The following is an 18268-nucleotide window of genomic DNA, read 5'->3' as shown; positions in this document are numbered from 1 at the left end:
CTTTCGACCTCAGCGACGGGGCGGAAACCGCACGAAGGTCAGCCAGAAATCCTCGAAGGCCCGAATCGCCTGGAGGAAGTTCTCGAAGCCGACCGGCTTGACCACGTAGCCGCTGGCATGACCAGAGTAGGAGCGCTGCACGTCATCCTCGGCCTGGCTGGTGGTCAGAATCAGCACCGGAATGGAGCGCAGGCTGGGGTCGGCCTTGACCTCTTCGAGGACTTCCAGGCCGTTTTTGCGCGGCATGTTGATGTCCATCAGAATCACGTCGGGACGGGGGGCCGCCGCGTAGTCGCCCTCGCGCCGCAGGAATTGCAGGGCTTCTTCTCCGTCGCGCACCACATGCAAGCGGTTTCGCACGCGGGCCTCGGAAAAAGCTTCCTCGGTCAGCAGAATGTCCGGCTCGCTGTCTTCGACCAGCAGGATTTCGACGATGTTCGTGTCTGAAGTCATGTCTGCGGGGCCGCTGGCAGGGTCACGGTAAAGGTACTTCCCTGTCCGGGAACGGATTCCAGAGTCAGTTGGCCACCATGGGCGGTCACGATCTTACGCGCAATCGCCAGCCCGATGCCGTTGCCCTCGTAGGTCTCGCGCAGGTGAAGTCTCTGGAAAATCGTAAACACCCTCTCATGATACTCGGCTTCGATGCCGATGCCGTTGTCCTGAATCTCGATTCGCTGCTCGCCGCCCACCTGCCGCGCCGTGACCCGCACCACGGGAGGAACTCCGGGACGGGTGAATTTGAGGGCGTTGCCGACCAGGTTCGTCAGCAGTTGAATCAGCAGCGAAGGCTGCCCCAGTACGCTGCCGGGCGTGTCCCAGGTGAGCGTGCCGCCCGTGGTCGCCAGGGTGGTCTCGACGTTGCGTGCCGTCTCACGCATCAGGCTGTCGAGGTCGGTCGGCTCCAGGCTCAGCCCGTTGCGGCCCACCCGTGAAAAGGCCAGCAGGTCCTGAATCAGGCTCCGCATACGGCCCACCGCGCCAAGCATGTAGGTGATGTACTGGTCGGCCCGCTCATCAAGCTGGCCCTGATAGCGCCGCCCCAGCAACTCGGCGTAGCTGCCCAGCGTCCGCAGCGGCTCTTGCAGGTCGTGGCTGGCGACATAGGCGAACTGCTCCAGTTCGGTGTTGCTCTGGCGCAGCGACTCGATGGCGGCTTCGAGTTCGGCCCGTGAGCGCAACTGCTCGGTGATGTCCTGAAACATGACCACGGCCCCACTCGGTTGCCCGTCGTCGCCCAGAGTAGCCGTCACCACATAGGAAATCGGCACCGGCTGCCCGGACTTGTGCCAGAACACGTCCGACTCGATACGGCGCTGCTGCCCGTCTCCCAGTGTCCTGAAAATCGGACATTCGTGGGCCGGATAGGGGGTGCCGTCGGCGTGGGTGTGGTGCAGCAGTTCGTGCGACGGCTGGCCCAGCATCTCGGCCACGCTGTAGCCCAGCAACCGTGACGCCGCCGGATTGACGAAGGTGTTGCGCCCCTCGGCGTCCAGGCCAAAAATGCCCTCGCCCGCCGAGGTCAGCAGCAGCGCCATGAACTGCGAAACCTCGCTCAGTTCCTGGGTGCGGGCCACCACACGGTTTTGCAGGTCGTTGTTGAGGGTATGCAGCGCCTGCTCGGCCGCCTGTTGCAGCGAGTTGTCGCTGTGGGTGCCGACCCATTCTTTCAATTGCCCCTCTTCGTCCCAGACGCCCGCGCCGCGCACGTGCATGGGGACGTAGACCCCGTCGTGGCGGCGCAGACGGTGGTGGGTTTCGTAGGGCTGGCGACTCTGCACCGCCTCGTGCCAGTCGCGCAACGTGTGTTCGCGGTCGTCGGGATGAACCGCCTCTATCCAGCCGTCCCCGAAGTATTCGTGCGGGGTCTGCCCGGTGAAGGCTTCCCACTGCTCCTGCCGGGTGGTGAAGCGCCCATCCGTGTCGGCGTTCCACACGATCTGGCTGGTGGCTTGCACCAGCGAGCGGTAACGCTGCTCACTGCGCTCGAGTTCACGCCGAATCTGCCGCTCCTGCGCCGGGTCGGAGCGCAGATAGAGCCAGATGCCCTCATCGGCAGGGCAGGCGGTCACGTGCCAGCCGTCGGCAGAGCGGTGAACCGTTTCTCCCGTCTGCGCCCCGGCCACCGCTTCACGCAGGGCCGCCGCGAGTTCGGGGCTAAACAGGGTGCTCCAGTCCTGACCCGGCGGCAACTCGCCCAGCAGTCGCCGGGCCGCCGCGTTGAGTTCGACCTGAAAGGACGGCCCACTTGGCGCGTCTTCCAGCCCTGTAAGGAGAAGCACCGGGTCGGGAAGCACCTGCAAAAGGCGGGACGCGCCCCGGTGGGGTGGCAAGGGAGGCAGGGAAAAGGGCGTCACGTGGGAGGAAAAATGTTAGAGAGCCGACTCAGCCCCGCAGGGCGTAGCCCACGCCGCGCACGGTACGCAGCAGGCCGTAGCCGTCGAGGTCGCGCAGTTTGGCCCGCAGGTTCGCCATGTGGACATCCACGACGTTGCTGCCTTCGGGGAGGCGGCCCTGCCAGATTTCCTGTCCGATTTCCTGGCGCGAGTACACCCGGCCCGGCTGACGAATCAGCAGCGCCAGAATGTCGAATTCCTTGGGCGAGAGCCGCAGTTCTTCGCCCTTATACGTCACCAGCCGCTTCTGGGGGTCGAGGGTCAGCTCGCCCATCGTCAGGCTTTCGCTGGTGCGCTGCCGGAGTTGCACCTTGACGCGGGCGAGCAGTTCGTCGGGGTGAAAGGGCTTGATGAGGTAGTCGTCGGCCCCCAGTCCCAGCAGGCGCACCTTTTCTTCGACAGTGTCGCGGGCGGTCAGCACGATGATGGGCAGGGCGCTGTTTTTGCGTAGGCGCTGCACCACGTCGCCGCCGTCGAAATCGGGCAGGCCGAGGTCGAGCAGGATCAGGTCGGGATGGTCTTCCCGCGCCTTGATCAGCCCGTTCATGGCGGAATCCGCATGGTCAACGACGTATCCGGCATCCGTGAGGTCCATTCGCAGGACGTTGGCGATATCGTGGTCGTCCTCAATGACGAGAATCCGCTGTTCGTTCACCCTTGCATGATACCGCGCTCAAGGCCGTTTTAGGCGAGTTTCATGTGGGAGCGCGGGCAGGAGCGGGCGCTGTGCTACCGTGAAGACACTCCGCCCGCCGGGTAACTTCGCTCGCCGGGTGACACAACTGCCCCCCTCTTTTCCGTTCCCTGCGGCTGTGGCGTGCCGCCCTGCTTGGCCTGCCCACGCGCCCTTTTCACCTTTGGAGTCCCTATGCCCGGACCCCCTATGCCTGGAACCTCTGCCCCCCGGCCTGACCAAACCGAACAGCCCGCCCCCAGCCTCGAAGTCATTCCGCTCGGCGGCATGGGCGAAATCGGCAAGAACATCACCGTGTTCCGCTACGAAGACGAAATCGTGGTGGTGGACGGTGGCCTCGCCTTCCCCAAGTCTCACCAGATGGGTGTTGACCTGATTGTCCCCCGCATCGATTACCTGCTGGAGCATCAGGACAAGATCAAAGGCTGGATTCTGACGCACGGCCACGAAGACCACATCGGCGGCCTGCCTTATATCTTTGCCCGCCTGCCCCGCGTGCCCGTGTACGGCCTGCCGCTGACGCTGGCGCTGGTGCGCGACAAACTGAGCGAATTCGGCCTGCACGACATCGACCTGCGCGAAGTCACCTACCGCAACGAGGTCAAGTTCGGACGCAACTTTGTTGCCGAGTTTTTCTGCATGACCCACTCGATTCCCGACAACGCCGGGTACATCCTCAAGACCCCGTTGGGCGACGTGCTGCACACGGGCGACTTCAAACTCGACCCCGACGTGGGCAACGGCTCGGGCATCGTCAGCGACCTCGAACGGGTCGAGCAGGCGGGCAAGGACGGCGTGCTGCTGCTCATTTCCGACTCGACCAACGCCGAGCGCCCCGGTCACACGCCCAGCGAGGCCGAGATCGCCGAGAACCTCGAAGACATCATCAGCAAGTGCCGGGGCCGGGTCTTCCTGACCACCTTCGCCTCGCAGGTCTACCGCATTCAGAACATCCTGAACATCGCCCACCGCCAGAGCCGCCGCGTGGTCATGGAAGGCCGCTCGATGGTCAAGTACGCGCAGGCGGCGCAGGCCACCGGGCACATGGACCCGCCCGAACCCTTCCTGACCAGCGAAGAGGTCGGTGACCTGCAAGACCAGCAGGTGCTGTTCGTCTGCACCGGGTCGCAGGGGCAGCCGATGGCGGTGCTGGGGCGACTGGCCTTCGGCAACCATGCCAAGATCGCGCTGCGCCGGGGCGACACCGTGATTTTGTCCAGCAACCCGATTCCCGGCAACGAAGACGCCGTGAACCTCATCGTCAACCGCCTGTACGAAATCGGGGTGGACGTGATTTACCCGCCCACCTACCGCGTGCACGCTTCGGGCCACGCCTCGCAGGAAGAACTGGCGACCATCCTCAACCTGGCCCGCCCCAAGTTTTTCCTGCCCTGGCACGGTGAGCCGCGTCACCAGATCAACCACGCCAAACTGGCCCAGACCCTGCCGCGCCCGCCCAAGCGCACCCTGATTGCCAAAAACGGCGATATCGTGAACCTCGGCCCCGACGAATTCCGGGTGTCGGGCACCGTGCCCGCAGGCGGCGTGTATGTGGACGGCCTGGGCGTGGGCGACGTGAACGACGACGTGCTGCTCGACCGCGTCAATCTGAGTCAGGAGGGCATGCTGATTCTGACCGCCGTGCTGCACCCCACCCCGCATGTGGAAGTGGTCGCCCGTGGCTTTGCTCGCCCCAACCGCGACCTGGAACTGCAAATCCGCAAGGTGGCCCTGGACGCCGTGGTGCAGGGCATGCGCGAGAAAAAGCGCCTGGAAGACGTGCGTGACGACATGTACGGCGCGGTGCGGCGCTTTACCCGCAAGGCGACGGGCCGCAACCCTGTCCTCATTCCGATGATCGTGGACTGAGCCAGGAGAAAGGGAAGGGTGCAGAGGCCGTCGCTTCTGCACCCTTCCCTTTTGTCTATTCCCTTGTGTCTATCTCAGCGTGCTTCGAGCGCCTTGGCGACGTTGATGATGCTGACGGTTCCAGCGGGGTCCACCGAGTAGTCGCTGTTGGGCTCGCCCTCGCCCGCGACGAGCAGGTGCCTGCCGTCGGGGGTGAAGGTCAGCATGTCGGGCAGGGCGCCCACCGTCACCGGCTGACCGCGCACGCTGCCGTCGGCATTCAGGAACACCACTTTGCCCGCGTCGGTCTTGGTCGCCGCCTCGACCGCCAGCGCAATCACGCCGTCCTTGACAGCCACGCTGTTGGCCCCCGCGCCGTAAGCCGCCAGGCTGACCGATTTGACGAACGTGGGCTTGCTGGGGTCAGCCAGATTCAGCAGGTCAACGCTACCCGTCAGCCCATTGACCACGAACAGTTGCTTGCTGGCCTTGTCGTAGGCGCTGATTTCAGCCACGCCTTTGTCGTACTGGAAAGGCGTCGCCTGGAAACGCCCGGTCAGGCTGAGTTTGCCGTCGGCAGCGACGGTGTACACGGTCACGCTGCCGCTGACTTCGTGGCTGGCGACCAGCAGCGGCTGACCGCTGGGGCTGTCGCTGGCGGGGATGAACAGCACGCCTTCGGGGGCGAGGTCGCCTGCCGCGCCGCTCTTGGGGTCGGCGTCAGGCTTGATGAAGTGGGCATAGTCGGCGTAGGCGGGGGCGGCGGGGTTGCTCACGTCCAGCACCATCAGGCCACCCGTGCGCTCCAGGCCGACGAAGGCGAAGGTCTTGCCGCCGACCACGCCCACCGTGACGCCCTCGGGTTCCGGCCCCTTGTTGTCGCTGCGGGTGTCGAAGTCCTGGGCAGTGCCCTGCGAGTTGAAGGTGCTGGGCGAGAGTTCGGTGGTCTTGCGCTCGAACAGTTCGCCCGTGTCGCTCACCAGCGAGAGGTCGGACGCCCGCCAGATGGTCGCGCTGCGGGCACCGAAAGCCACCAGTCGGTCGGCGTCCCCATCGCCGTCGGTGTCGGCGTCCACGCTGCTGACCGTCAGGCGGCCCAGCGCGGCGTCCTGCTGCAACTCGGCAGCGTTGGGAAATGCGGTCGCGTCGAGCTTGAGCTTGCCTACGCGCACTTCGTCGCTAAAGCCCTTGTAATCACGGGTGTCGCCCTCGTTGGCGGTGATGAGGTAGGTCTGCCCGCCCACCTTGAAGGCAGCGACCGCGTCAGGCATATACGCGCCGTACACGGGCCAGTCGCGGATGTTGATTTTACCGTCCTTGTCGCTGGCGTCCAGACCGTTCCCCACCTTGCTGTGGTCTTTGAGGCCCAGCGATTTGAGGGCCATGACCTTGCCCGTAGCGATATCCACCGTCGCCAGCGCGTTGCTTTCTTGCAGGGTGACGTAGGCGAGTGAGCTGTCGCCCGACACGGCGATGTACTCGGGTTCGGCGTCCAGCGAGAGCTTGCCGCTCTTGCCAGGGCGCAGCTTGAGGTCAGCCGTGTCGTAGGCCGTGAAATCCAGGGTTCGCACCAGAGGTGTCTCGGGCGTCGGCGTGCGCTGGCAAGCCGCCAGAGCGAGCGTCAGGCCCAGGCTGAGAAAGGCGAGTTTCTTCATCCTGACCTGTCTAGCGCCTTCCTATCATCAGGTCGTCAGGCGGGCACTTCTTCCAGCAGCTCGTCTTCCTCGTCCTCACCGAGTGCCGCGCCGGGGATGGTCAGCAGAAACTCGGCCCCGGCCACCACACCGCCCGCGCTGAAATGGTTGCCGCCGACCAGATTGCCCCCGTGCATCACGGCGATCTGGCGGCTGACGCTCAGGCCCAGGCCACTGCTGCCCGCGCCGCTCACGAAGGGGTCGAAGATGCGCTCGCCCAGTTCGGGGGGCAGACCGGGGCCAGAGTCGCGCACGGTAAACGTCAGCCACTCGGGGGTTTCGTCGAGGCGACAGCTCACGGTGCCGTCCACTCCGGCGTGGCGGCGGGCATTCGCCAGCAGGTTCCGCAGCGCCTGGGTCAGTCGGTCCGGGTCGCAGAGGATGCCGCCCGTCCAGTCTCCCTCGAACTGCACGCCTGAGACCAGTCGGTCGAGCCGCGCCCGCAGCGTCTGGGCCGGGATAAAGTGCCAGACCAGTTTCATTTCCAGTTGCCCACGGGCCAGTTGCATCAAGTCCTGGGTGGTGAAGGTCAGTTCGTCGGCCACCAGAGCGGCCCGCATCACTTCGGGGTCGCCGGTGCGCTCGCCCGCGCTGCTCAGGCTGGCCTTGAGGACGGTCAGCGGCGCACCGAGTTCGTGGACAATCTGGCCCAGCAGTTGCTTTTCGCGCTGCTGCCCGGCTTCGATGCGGACCAGCAGCCGGTTGATGGCGGTCAGCAGGCGGTGAACCTCGTCCTCACGCTCCGGCAGCGGCAGGGTGGCGAGGCTGCGGCTGGGGTCAATCCGGTCAGCGAGTTCGGCGGCGTCGCCCAGTCCCGCCAGCATCCGCTGACCCACCAGCCAGCCGAGCAGCAGCAGCAGCAGGGGAGCGACCAGCAGCGACAGCAGCAGCGCCCGCGCCGCACTGTTGCGGGCCACCACCAGGTCGGTTTCCGGCAGCGCCACCCACACCAGACCGTATTCCGGCACGGGGCGGATGGTCGAGCGGAGCGGCACGTCCAGAATGTCGAAACTGGCGTGGTGGGCGTAGGGAAATTCGTCTCCGAACTTGAAATCGCGCCCGGTGTCGGTTCTCAGCGAGGCGCTGACCGCCAGCACCCGGTTGTCCTCGGTCAGCACGGCAGTGTAGATGTTGTTGGCGGGCAGCCGCTTGCCGATGTCCTGGGTGCCACTGGTAAAGCGGTCGGCGACGGCCTCGGCCCGCTCCGCGAGGCGGGTGTCGAACTGGCGGTTCATCTGCCCCAGCAAATAAGCCGTGATGCCGAAACCGATAACCGCCGTAATCAGCAGGGCGCCCAGCGTATACATCAGCGACAGCCGGAAGCGCAGGCTGTGCCGCCACGCGACGCGGGCCGAATGCAGCCCCGCCCCCGGAGTCAGGCGCGAGGCGAGGAGAGAACGCTCAGGCACGGGCTTCAGTGCTGAAGGACGTAGCCCACGTTGCGAATGGTGCGAATCCGCAGGTCGCTGCCCGCCTGCTCGAGTTTCTTGCGAAGCTGCGAAATCCGCACTTCGACGCTGTTGGAGTTGGGCGTTTCCCAGCCGTACAGGTGAGACTCGATGTCGGCGCGGGAAAACACGCGCTCGGGCGTCCGCATCATCAGTTCCAGAATGCGGGCTTCGTGTTCGGTGAGGTTCACGTTCTTGTCGTTCACCGTCAGCAGCAGACTGGACGTGGACAGGCCCGTGTTGCCCAGGTTGACCCCGGTGCCAGCGGCAGTGCGGCGCAGCAGGGCAGTGATGCGGGCGTCGAGTTCGGGCATGGCGAAGGGCTTGGTGAGGTAATCGTCGGCCCCGGCGTTGAGGCCCGCCACGCGCTCCTGCACCCCCGTCCGGGCCGAGAGCACCAGCACGGGCGTACTCGAATACTGCCGCAGCGCCTGCACCAGATCCAGGCCGTTGCCGTCGGGCAGGTTCAGGTCGAGCAAGACCAGTTGGGGCGAGTGCGTGCCCAGCCAGCTCTGGGCGTCGCGCAGGGTCGCCGCGTGATGCACCTGATAATCGGCAGAGAGATAGTCACGGAGCAGCGGCCCCAGGTGCGGGTCATCTTCAACAATCAGAATTTGCGCGAGCATAGAGGGTCTCCTTCGTGTCTTGAGGTCAGCCGGGAAAGGAAAGGGGAGATACAGTCTAGCCTAGCGTGCCCGCGCCCCCGGCGGCGCACCATGACCCGTCGGCCTGCACCAGCAGCGTGTTGCTCAGCGGCAAAAGCAGGCTGGTGGGCTGAATGTTCACACTCAGTTTGTAGGGTTGCAGCAGGCGAGGCAGGGGCAACAGGTTGGTGCTGCTGCGGGCCGAAGTCGACGCCTCGTTGTCTATCAGCAGTTGCCCGCCGCGCAGCACGCCTGCATAGCTGCTGCGCAGGCCGCTGTAGGTTCCCTTGGCCTTTTCGTCTTCCGACTGTGAAAAGAGCGCCACGACCGGGCCGCTGTAGTCCTTGTCGTACTTGACGTTAAAACGGCCCCCACTCGTCTCGCCGTAGGCCACCTTGCTCTTGAGTTCGGGGTCCCACACCACCAGCTTGAGGGCCTGGGCCGGAGCAGTCAGGGCCAGCAAAGACAGCAGTGCGAGTGAGGTGCGTTTCATCATGTTCAGTGTATCCAGTCCAAAGAAAGTAGGAGTTCGGGGGGAGACACGGCAGGCACGTTCAGCTCCTGCCCCTTCAAGTCCGTCCAGAGTACGCGACCAAGCTGACGCCCCCTTGACCGGAACGTAAGGACAGGTTGAAGGTTGAGGGCGAACGGGGAAAACTCCCCGCACCCGCCACCCTCCTGACACTTTCCCGTTAGCTTGCAGGGCGTGAGTGCGCCTGCGCTGTCCCATGTGTCCGCCGCTGCTGTCTTCGCCGCTTTTTTGCGGCTGGGGTTGACTTCGTTCGGCGGCCCGGTGGCGCACTTGGGGTTTTTCCGGGCCGAATTCGTGGAACGGCGGCGCTGGCTGACCGATGCCCAGTATGCCGACGTGGTGGCACTGGCCCAGTTTTTGCCCGGCCCGGCGAGCAGTCAGGTGGGGTTCGCGGTGGGCTACCTGCTGGCGGGCTGGGGTGGGGCGCTCTCGGCGTGGGCGGCCTTTACCCTGCCGAGTGCGCTGCTGCTGGCGGCCTTTGCCTGGTTCGCGGGGCAAGCGGGCGACCTGAGCGGCGCGGGCTGGGTCACGGGCCTGAAACTGGCGGCGGTGGCGGTGGTGGCGCAGGCGGTGGCGGGCATGTGGGGGTCACTGGTGGCGGGCGAGGGCACCGCCGGACGGATAAAGACAGGGCTGGCGCTGGGCACGGCGGCGCTGCTCCTCGTGTGGAACGGTGCGGGACCGCAGGTGCTGGCGCTGCTGCTGTGCGCGTTGGTCGGCTGGCGCTGGCTGCCTGCCCCGGCAGGCGAAGGTGGCGGCTGGCCCGTGCGCCTCTCCCGCCGCGCCGGGCTGGGGCTGATGGCAGCCGTGGTCGCCGGACTGGGGCTGCTCCCTCTGCTTGCGCCCCTGTCGCCTGCCTGGGCTTTTGCCGACACGGTCTACCGGGCCGGGGCGCTGGTTTTCGGCGGGGGCCATGTGGTGCTGCCGCTGCTGGAAACGGGACTGGTGCCGCGCTTTGTCAGCGAGGGCCGGTTTCTGGCAGGCTACGGGGCCGCCAACGCCGTACCGGGGCCGCTCTTTACCTTCGCCAGTTATCTGGGGGCGGCCCAAACGAGCTTTTCGCCGCTCCTGGGCGCGGTTCTCGGCACCGTGTTCATCTTCCTGCCAGGGCTGCTGCTGATGGTGGGAGCGCTGCCCTGGTGGGCCGAACTTTCGCGCCTGAGCGCCACCCGCCGCGCCCTGGGCGGGCTGAATGCCGGGGTGGTGGGCCTGCTGCTGGCAGCCTTGTACCAGCCCGTTTTTACCGCCGCCGTGCATGGGCCGGGAGAACTGGCACTGGTGCTGCTGGCCTACGCCGCCCTGACCGCCGCCAGGGTGCCTGCCTGGGGGGTGGTGCTGGGCTGGGCGGGGCTGGGCTGGATGCTGCTCTAAAGCGGTCGAGTTCGACGTCTACCCCACTTCATCTCGGCGCTCGACGCAACCCTAGCCACGCCTCTACGCAGGCGCTAAACTGCCCTTATGAGGCGTTTGACCCGACGTGCATATCTGTTCCGCCGCTAATGGTGGAAAGGTCAACCACAGCCTGAATTCCCCCGACAGCGGCGCATTTGCAAACAGCAGGTGCGCCGCGTCCTTTTTGGAGCAAAGATGTCCGAAATCCGTAGAAATGTCCCCGTAGACGAGCAAATCGCCCTGCTGAGGCGCGGCGTCGTAGACCTCGTGTCCGAAGACGACCTGCGCCGCAAGATCGAGAAGGGCCAGCCCCTACGCGTCAAACTGGGGGCCGACCCCACCCGCCCCGACCTGCACCTGGGCCACGCCGTCATTTTGCGGAAGATGCGCCAGTTCCAGGATTTGGGCCACAAGGTCATCATGCTGATCGGCGACTTTACCGCCATGATTGGCGACCCCAGCGGCAAATCCAAGACCCGCCCGCCGCTGACCCTGGAAGAAACCCGCGCCAACGCCCAGAGCTACCTGGAGCAGTGCAAACTGATTCTGCGCGACGACCCCGAAGTGCTGGAAATCCGCTGGAACGGCGAGTGGCTGGAGCCGATGGGCTACGCCGACATCATCCGACTGGCGAGCAGATATACCGTCGCCCGCATTCTGGAACGCGACGACTTCACCAAGCGTCTGAACGCGGGAACGCCCATTTCCATGCACGAACTGCTCTACCCGCTGACCCAGGGCTACGACTCGGTGGCGCTCAGGGCTGACGTGGAACTCGGCGGCACCGACCAACTGTTCAACAACCTCGTGGGCCGCGCCCTGCAACGCGACTACGACCAGGAAGCGCAGGTCGTGATGACGCTGCCGCTGCTGGTGGGCCTGGACGGGGTCGAAAAGATGTCCAAGAGCCTGGACAACTACATCGGCCTGACCGACGAACCGCACGTCATGTTCGCCAAGCTGATGAAGGTGCCTGACCCCCTCCTCCCGAACTACTTCACGCTGCTGACCGACCTCAGCGCCGACCAGATTGCCGAAGTGGTGGCGGGTCATCCCGTAGAAGCCCACCGCCTGCTGGCCCGCGAAGTGGTCGCCAGTTTCTACCCCGATGCCGACCTGGACGCCGCCGAGGAGCGTTTTCGCAGCGTGGCGAAGGGCGGCATTCCCGACAACATCCCCGAACTGGTCGTCCCGGAGAGCGAATTTGGCGAGGGCGGCAGTGTCGGCCTGGTCAAACTGGTCGTGCTGGCGGGTCTGGAACCCAGCAACGGCGCGGCCCGCAAGCTGATGCAGAACAAGGGCCTTAAGCTCAACGGCGAAGCCTTCACCGACCCCCACGGCACGCTGACCCGCGAACAGATTGCGGCAGGCGCGGTCATCCAGAAGGGCAAGGACAAATTCATGCGGCTGAAGCTGGAGGCGTAAAAGAAGGCGGTGGCCTGTTTCCCGCTGAAAGGGAGAACAGGCCACCGCCTGGAGACACTGGGAAGGACTCATACGGGACTGAACTATTCTTCGGAGATGTCGGAAAAGCGCCGCCATCTCCTTCGCGCCGTTCAGTCCCGTATTATCTTCTACTCACTCCGTTCGGAAAAATAGCTTGGATGCCCAAACTATTTTTCGAAGCCGTATCAGGGTTGGTCGAGCAGGCCCGCTTCCTTGAGGCGCTCCACACGCAGCATGTTGGTGGTGCCGCGCACGCCGAAGGGCACGCCCGCCGTGATGACGTAGCGGTCACCGACATCGGCCAGACCGCTCTTTTTCAACTCGTCGTTGGCGATTCGCACCATGTCGTCGGTGTCTTCGGGGTCTTCGCTGAGGGTCGGCACCACGCCCCACGACAGCGCCAACTGGTTGCGGGTAATTTCGCTGGGGGTCAGCGCCATAATCGCCAGCGGCGGACGGTTCTTGGAAATGCGGGTGGCCGCTCCGCCCGTGCTGGTAAACGCCACGATGGCGGCGGCTTCCAACTTGGCCCCGATGTTGCACGCCGCCAGCGCAATGGCATCTTGGGCCTGCTCGGTGTCCATCACGATCTGGCGCTGAAGCATCTGGTAGTGCTCGCTGGCCTCGGCTTCGCGGGCGATGCGGTCCATCATCGCCACCGACTCGACCGGGTACAGGCCCGCCGCCGACTCTGCCGAGAGCATCACCGCATCGGTGCCGTCGTAAATCGCGTTCGCCACGTCCGAGGCCTCGGCGCGGGTGGGGCGCGGCAGCTGAATCATGCTTTCGAGCATCTGGGTGGCCGTAATCACGGGTTTGCCCGCTTCACGGCACATGCGGATAATCCGCTTCTGGATGGTGGGCACCTGCTCGGGGCGCATTTCCACGCCCAGGTCGCCACGGGCCACCATGATGCCGTCCACTTCCTTGAGGATGTCGTCGAAGCGGTCCACCGCCTGCGGCTTCTCGATTTTCGCCATCAGCTTGGCACGGGAACCGAAACGGGCCAGATAATGCCGCGCCAGCAGCAGGTCGTCCCGCGAGCGCACGAAGCTCAGCGCCACCCAGTCCACGCCCAGCGTGCTGCCGAATTCCATGTCCTGCACGTCCTTGTCGGACAGGGCAGGCACGCTCAGGTCGGCTTCGGGGACGTTGATGCCCTTGTTGTTTTTCAGGACGCCGCCGATCAGCACCGTGGTGTGAATGTCGTTGCCGCGCACCTGGTCTACCCGCAGCGCCATGTTGCCGTCGTCGAGCAGCAGCACCATGCCGCCGTGAACGTCGTTCGCCAGGCCCTTGTAGGTGCTGCCCACGCGGGTCGCGTCGCCTTCCACGTCGTCCATCGTGATGACGAATTTGTCGCCGGGAGCGAGCGTGACGGCCCCCTCGGCAAAGCGGGCCACGCGAATTTTCGGCCCCTGGAGGTCTTGCAGGATACCGATGGCCCTGCCCTTGCGGGCCGCGAGTTCGCGCACCATCTGCACCGTCTGGCGGTGGTCTTCGGGGTCGCCGTGGCTGAAGTTGAGGCGCACCACGTTCAGCCCCGCGTCGATCATGCGGCCCAGGGTTTCGGGATTGCGGCTGGCCGGGCCAACAGTCGCCACAATTTTGGTCGCTCGGTCAAAGTGTTTCATGTTGTCCCTCGGTGCACGTTTTAAAGAATTTGGAAGGGCTTCCAACAGGCTTTGAGCCGTGGGCCATGAGCTATGGGAAAAACCTCATGGCTCATGGCCCATAGCTCACGGCTGTTTAGCGCAGCGCCTTGCGGCCCAGGTACACGGCGCGGTCGCCGAGCTGGTCTTCAATCCGCAGCAGTTGGTTGTACTTGGCAATGCGGTCAGAGCGGCTAGCCGACCCCGTCTTGATTTGGCCCGCGTTGGTCGCTACGGCGAGGTCGGCGATAAAGGCGTCTTCGCTCTCGCCCGAGCGGTGGCTGATGATGGTGCCGTAGTGGTGGCGCTTGGCGAGTTCAATGGCGTCCATGCTCTCGGTGAGAGAACCGATTTGGTTGACCTTGACCAGAATCGCGTTGCCCACCTTGCGGTCGATGCCCTGCTGCAGACGCTCGGGGTTGGTCACGAACAAGTCGTCACCCACCAGTTGGGTCTTGTCGCCAATCTTGGCGGTCAGGCGCTCCCAGCCGTCCCAGTCGTCTTCGGCCAGGCCGTCTTCGATGCTGACGATGGGGTAACGGCTCGTCCAGTCGGCCCAGAAGTCGATCATTTCGTCGCTGCTCAGCACGCGGCCTTCGCTCTCGAGGTGGTACTTGCCGTCCTTGAACAGCTCGGTCACGGCGGGGTCGAGCGCGATGGCGATGTCCTTACCGGGTTCGTAGCCCGCCTTCTGGATGGCTTCCAACAGCACTTCCAAGGCTTCTTCGTTGCTCTTAAGGTCAGGGGCAAAGCCGCCTTCGTCGCCCACGTTGGTGTTGTAGCCACGGGCGTGCAGCACCTTCTTGAGGTTGTGGAAGGTTTCTGCCCCGTAACGCAGGGCTTCGCGAAAGCTGGGCGCACCGACGGGCATCACCATGAATTCCTGGAAATCCACGCTGTTGTCGGCGTGGGCGCCCCCGTTGATGACGTTCATCATCGGTACGGGCAGGGTCTTGGCGTTGCTGCCGCCGAGGTAGCGGTAGAGGGGAATGTTCAGTTCTTCGGCAGCGGCGCGGGCCGTGGCGAGGCTGACCGCCAGAATCGCGTTGCCGCCCATCTTGCCCTTGTTAGGGGTGCCGTCCACGTCCATCAGGGCCTTGTCAATGGCGGCCTGCTCGGTGGCGTCCATGCCCACGATAGCGGGGCCAAGCGCTTCGTTGACGTTGGCGACGGCCTTTTGCACGCCCTTACCCATGTAGCGCTCGCCGCCGTCACGCAGTTCCAGGGTTTCGTGAGCGCCCGTGCTGGCGCCACTGGGCACGATGGCGCGGCCCGTGTAGCCGCTGTCCAGATGCACTTCGGCCTCGACGGTGGGGTTACCACGGGAATCCAGAACCTCGCGGGCGATGACTTTTTCGATGTTCATGAGCTGACCTCCGAGAGAAAGGGGCTTGAGAAACGGCAGAGTTCATTCGGCAACGAATGAAGGCAGGGCCACTATACGGGGGGCGGGTCAGGGACGTGTCCCGCCGGGCAACCGGGTAAGGGGCGCATCAGCCCTCCGGCCAGACATGCCCCGTAACGGCGCTCAGAGGGCCCTTAAACGCGCAGCGTGACCATGACCGCCATGTACCCGCTTCCCCCTCCGGCGGCGCGGAAAATGGCGGGACTGGTGGAGCCGGAGAACAGCAGCTCGGCGTCCCCCTCGATAGGTCCCAGAGCGTCGAGGACATGCCGGGCGTTGAAGGCGAGGCTCATGGCCTGTTCGGTGCCACCCTGGGTCACGCTGAGGGTATCTTGGGCACGTCCGTAGTCGCCCTCGGCAGCGAGGCGCAGGGTGCCCTCCGAGACCAGAAATTCCACGCGGTTGTTGGCGTTTTTGTCGGCCAGGACCGCCACGCGGTTTACAGCTTCCTTGAGGGCGTTGGACGGCAGCGTGACCTGCAACTTGATGTCTTTGGGAATCACGCGCTCGTAGTCGGGGAAATCACCGTCGAGCAGCTTGAGGTTCATCTTGACGCGGTCGGTGGTCACGGTCAGCATCCCGTCGCCATAGGTGAACCGCGCCTCGCCGTCCTTGAGCACGCGGATGAGTTCGTCCACGCTGCGGGCAGGGATAATCAGGTTTTTGCCGTCGCCGCTGGCGGGGAAGTCCCGAATGGCGACCCGGTAACCATCCGACGCCACCACGCGGGCGGTTTCGCCGTGGTGCTCCAGCTTGATGCCGCGAAACACGGCCTGAAACGCCTCATTGCTGGCGGCGTAGCGCACACTGCCAAAAGCCCGCGACAGCTCGCCCCCTTCCAAGCTCACATCGGCCTGGGTAGGAAAGCTGAGGGGCGGGTAAGCGTCAATGTCTCCGGTCTGCAACTTGAAATCTGAGCCACCCGAGCGCACCGAGAGCTCTGCGCCGCTGAGTTCGAGTTCGACGAGTTCGCCGCCCAGGTTGCGGACAATCTGCGCGAACAGGTGGGCGGGCACCACGAAGTTTTCGGGCTGCTGCACCTCGGCAGGCACGAAGCAGGACAGGTCGATTTCCAGATTGGTGCCGCTCAGCGTCAGGCCACCCTCGGACGCTTCGACCTTGAGCGCCGTCAGCAGTGGATTGCTGGAACGGTTCGGAATGACGCGTTCCAGCAGACTCAGCCCCTCGTTCAGGGTCTTTTTGGTGACATTCGCTTTCATCACCGCGCATTCTACGCTGTTTGCCTCGGGAAAGAGTCTGTAAATGGACTGCGTCTGACACGGCTTTTTTCGCTTTTACTGCCTTGACGGTTGTCTGTGGAGCACCGCTGGCAAAGTTATCCACAAAAGTTATCCACACCTGGGGAAAACTCCGCTGTAGCGCTGAAAAATCCCAACATCACCTGACAGAACCCTGAAACTTCGCTGATGGCTGGGATGAGACAAGACGAGGTTTGCCGAATTGCCTGACCATCGGTTTGCCCTCTTGGAACTCTGTTGACCTGGTCCTCAATCTGCCTGACCTGGAACCTATCTTTTAACTGTCTTTTTTAAAATATAAAAAATAGTAGTAGGAGTAGTAGGGCCTGTGGATACTGTGGATAACTCACCTTGAGAGCGTCTAGGACGGAAAAAATAATCCACAGGGCGGATGTGGATAACCACCAAAACCTGTGGATAACCTGTGGATAACTAAGGGGCTTATCCACAGGGAGATTTAGAGGGTGGGTTATCCACATTTTTATCCACAAGAATTCGGCACTTATCCACAAGATATCCACAGGTTTTTCCACAGATAGTGAAAAGTTTCACCGCACTTTGGAACGGGAACGTGGAACTTTTACGGTGTAAATGGTAAAAATGGGCTTCTCGTATGCAGATAGATATACTTTTGGTTGTCTAAAAACAGAATTGAGAGCACTGATCTCACTCGGCCTGCCTCCCAAGTCTCAGTCTTCCAGTTCTTCCGGCTGGCCCTGAAGTTGACGGCGCAGGCGGTTCACGGTCTGGGCCAGTTCAGCGTCTTTGGTGAGTTGCTCGGTCACCTTGTTGATGGCATGCATGACGGTGGAATGGTCGCGCCCGAAGAACTGACCTATTTCGGGCAGCGAGTGCTCGGTCAGTTCGCGGATGAGGTACTGGGCCACCTGGCGCGGCACCACGATGTCGCGGGCCCGGCCCGAACCGCGAATAATCTCGGGCGTGGTGCCGAACTGGGCTGCCACCTGCCGCAGCACGTCCACCATTTCGACCTTGGCTTCCTGGGGCGTAAAGACGTTGCTGAGTGCCTTAGCCGCCACCTGCCGCGAAAAAGGCACGTTGTTGAGGCTGGCAAAGGCCACCACCCGCATAAGTGCGCCCTCAAGTTCGCGGATGTTGCTGGTCACCTGCCGCGCAATCAGTTCCAGAACCTCCTGCGGAATGCTGATGCGGCCCTGTTCGGCATTCATCTTCAGAATGGCCACGCGGGTTTCGTATTCGGGCGACTGAATATCGGTAATCAGGCCCCATTCAAAGCGGCTGCGAAGTCTGCCTTCCAAAGTTTGAATGTCTTTGGGTGGGCGGTCGGAACTCAGAATAATCTGCTTGTTGCTTTCATACAGGGCATTGAACGTATGAAAGAATTCTTCCTGAGTGCGTTCTTTGCCTGCCAAGAACTGAATATCATCTACCAGCAGCAAATCTACGCTGCGATAACGGTTTCTGAATTGCGTGGTCTTGTCTTCACGAATGGCGTTGATCAGTTCGTTGGTAAAGGTCTCGGTCGAGACATATTCGATGCGCTTTTCGGGAAAACGTTCGGCCAGATAATGTCCCACCGCGTGCATCAAGTGGGTTTTGCCCAGGCCCACGTCCCCGTAGATAAACAGCGGGTTGTACGCCTTGCCGGGTGACTCGGCCACCGCCAGCGCCGCAGCGTGGGCGAGGTTGTTGTTGGGGCCGACCACGAAATTTTCGAAGGTGTACTTGGGATTGAGCGACTTGCGGTTGTCGCCGGGAGCGCTGGCGGGCGCGGGTTTGGCCTTGCTGGGGGTGCTGGGTACGCTGACGGATTCGCTGGCTTCGGGCGCGGGGGGCGGATCGCTGGGCAGCAGCAGGGCGTCCTGGGCGGCGGGCA

At 63.8% G+C, this 18268-nt stretch carries 14 protein-coding genes; 3 read left to right on the top strand and 11 right to left on the bottom strand.

What is annotated here, in order from left to right; genetic code table 11:
* Positions 1-9 precede the first annotated feature (9 nt).
* The 3 genes from Q4C89_RS06175 to Q4C89_RS06165 are packed head-to-tail and all read right to left on the bottom strand — an operon-like array spanning position 10 to position 3051.
* Positions 10-453: a response regulator gene (locus Q4C89_RS06175; protein WP_303101731.1), complete on the bottom strand. Its 444-nt coding sequence runs from the start codon at positions 451-453 to the stop codon at positions 10-12.
* On the bottom strand, positions 450-2357 hold the full coding sequence (locus Q4C89_RS06170) for a PAS domain S-box protein (RefSeq protein WP_303101730.1): 1908 nt from the start codon (positions 2355-2357) through the stop codon (positions 450-452). The genes Q4C89_RS06175 and Q4C89_RS06170 overlap by 4 nt, the downstream gene beginning before the upstream one ends.
* Positions 2358-2385: 28 nt before the next feature.
* Complete coding sequence (locus Q4C89_RS06165; protein WP_303101729.1) at positions 2386-3051, bottom strand: response regulator transcription factor; 666 nt, start codon at positions 3049-3051, stop codon at positions 2386-2388.
* Positions 3052-3279: 228 nt separating this feature from the next.
* Between Q4C89_RS06165 and Q4C89_RS06160 the strand changes: the two genes are divergently transcribed.
* Complete coding sequence (locus Q4C89_RS06160; RefSeq protein ID WP_303101740.1) at positions 3280-4959, top strand: ribonuclease J; 1680 nt, start codon at positions 3280-3282, stop codon at positions 4957-4959.
* Positions 4960-5033: 74 nt separating this feature from the next.
* Here the strand turns inward: Q4C89_RS06160 and Q4C89_RS06155 are convergent, their stop codons facing one another.
* From Q4C89_RS06155 to Q4C89_RS06140, 4 genes are read right to left on the bottom strand one after another with little or no spacing between them, the layout of a single operon-like run.
* The gene (locus Q4C89_RS06155) at positions 5034-6593 is read right to left on the bottom strand and encodes a choice-of-anchor I family protein (protein WP_303101728.1); all 1560 of its coding nucleotides are present in this window, start codon (positions 6591-6593) and stop codon (positions 5034-5036) included.
* Between the two features lie 35 nt (positions 6594-6628).
* Positions 6629-8011, bottom strand: coding sequence for a sensor histidine kinase KdpD (locus Q4C89_RS06150; RefSeq protein WP_303101739.1), 1383 nt, complete (start codon positions 8009-8011; stop codon positions 6629-6631).
* A gap of 35 nt (positions 8012-8046) precedes the next feature.
* Entirely contained in the window at positions 8047-8706 is a 660-nt protein-coding gene (locus tag Q4C89_RS06145) for a response regulator transcription factor (RefSeq protein WP_303101727.1), read from the bottom strand.
* Positions 8707-8761: 55 nt separating this feature from the next.
* Positions 8762-9217: a hypothetical protein gene (locus Q4C89_RS06140; protein WP_303101726.1), complete on the bottom strand. Its 456-nt coding sequence runs from the start codon at positions 9215-9217 to the stop codon at positions 8762-8764.
* A gap of 213 nt (positions 9218-9430) precedes the next feature.
* Between Q4C89_RS06140 and chrA the strand changes: the two genes are divergently transcribed.
* Positions 9431-10627, top strand: coding sequence for a chromate efflux transporter (gene chrA / locus Q4C89_RS06135; RefSeq protein WP_303101725.1), 1197 nt, complete (start codon positions 9431-9433; stop codon positions 10625-10627).
* Between the two features lie 216 nt (positions 10628-10843).
* On the top strand, positions 10844-12073 hold the full coding sequence (tyrS, locus tag Q4C89_RS06130; RefSeq protein WP_303101724.1) for a tyrosine--tRNA ligase: 1230 nt from the start codon (positions 10844-10846) through the stop codon (positions 12071-12073).
* 206 nt (positions 12074-12279) lie between these two features.
* Here tyrS and pyk read toward each other — a convergent pair whose 3' ends face one another.
* The 4 genes from pyk to dnaA all read right to left on the bottom strand — a co-directional run.
* Positions 12280-13728 carry a pyruvate kinase gene (gene pyk, locus Q4C89_RS06125; protein WP_303101723.1) on the bottom strand — a complete coding sequence of 483 codons (1449 nt, stop codon included), beginning with the start codon at positions 13726-13728 and terminating at the stop codon, positions 12280-12282.
* Between the two features lie 115 nt (positions 13729-13843).
* Positions 13844-15112 (bottom strand): phosphopyruvate hydratase, encoded by a 1269-nt coding sequence (gene eno / locus Q4C89_RS06120; protein ID WP_303101722.1) that lies wholly within the window; start codon positions 15110-15112, stop codon positions 13844-13846.
* 173 nt (positions 15113-15285) lie between these two features.
* Positions 15286-16371, bottom strand: coding sequence for a DNA polymerase III subunit beta (dnaN, locus tag Q4C89_RS06115; RefSeq protein WP_303101721.1), 1086 nt, complete (start codon positions 16369-16371; stop codon positions 15286-15288).
* 728 nt (positions 16372-17099) lie between these two features.
* Positions 17100-18268: chromosomal replication initiator protein DnaA (gene dnaA / locus Q4C89_RS06110; protein WP_303101720.1), on the bottom strand; the 1169-nt coding region annotated here is incomplete at its 5' end.

Source organism: Deinococcus sp., assembly GCF_030523985.1.
Lineage (GTDB): Bacteria > Deinococcota > Deinococci > Deinococcales > Deinococcaceae > Deinococcus.
Note: the sequence above shows the minus strand (reverse complement) of the source record. Positions and strands in the feature narration are given on the sequence as shown.

Bases quoted from the DNA above. Each gene is read 5' to 3' on its own strand.
- Q4C89_RS06175 (WP_303101731.1), bottom strand. From the start codon at position 453: ATGACTTCAGACACGAACATCGTCGAAATCCTGCTGGTCGAAGACAGC.
- Q4C89_RS06160 (WP_303101740.1), top strand. From the start codon at position 3,280: ATGCCTGGAACCTCTGCCCCCCGGCCTGACCAAACCGAACAGCCCGCC.
- Q4C89_RS06155 (WP_303101728.1), bottom strand. From the start codon at position 6,593: ATGAAGAAACTCGCCTTTCTCAGCCTGGGCCTGACGCTCGCTCTGGCG.
- Q4C89_RS06145 (WP_303101727.1), bottom strand. From the start codon at position 8,706: ATGCTCGCGCAAATTCTGATTGTTGAAGATGACCCGCACCTGGGGCCG.
- Q4C89_RS06140 (WP_303101726.1), bottom strand. From the start codon at position 9,217: ATGAAACGCACCTCACTCGCACTGCTGTCTTTGCTGGCCCTGACTGCT.
- tyrS (WP_303101724.1), top strand. From the start codon at position 10,844: ATGTCCGAAATCCGTAGAAATGTCCCCGTAGACGAGCAAATCGCCCTG.
- pyk (WP_303101723.1), bottom strand. From the start codon at position 13,728: ATGAAACACTTTGACCGAGCGACCAAAATTGTGGCGACTGTTGGCCCG.
- eno (WP_303101722.1), bottom strand. From the start codon at position 15,112: ATGAACATCGAAAAAGTCATCGCCCGCGAGGTTCTGGATTCCCGTGGT.
- dnaN (WP_303101721.1), bottom strand. From the start codon at position 16,371: ATGAAAGCGAATGTCACCAAAAAGACCCTGAACGAGGGGCTGAGTCTG.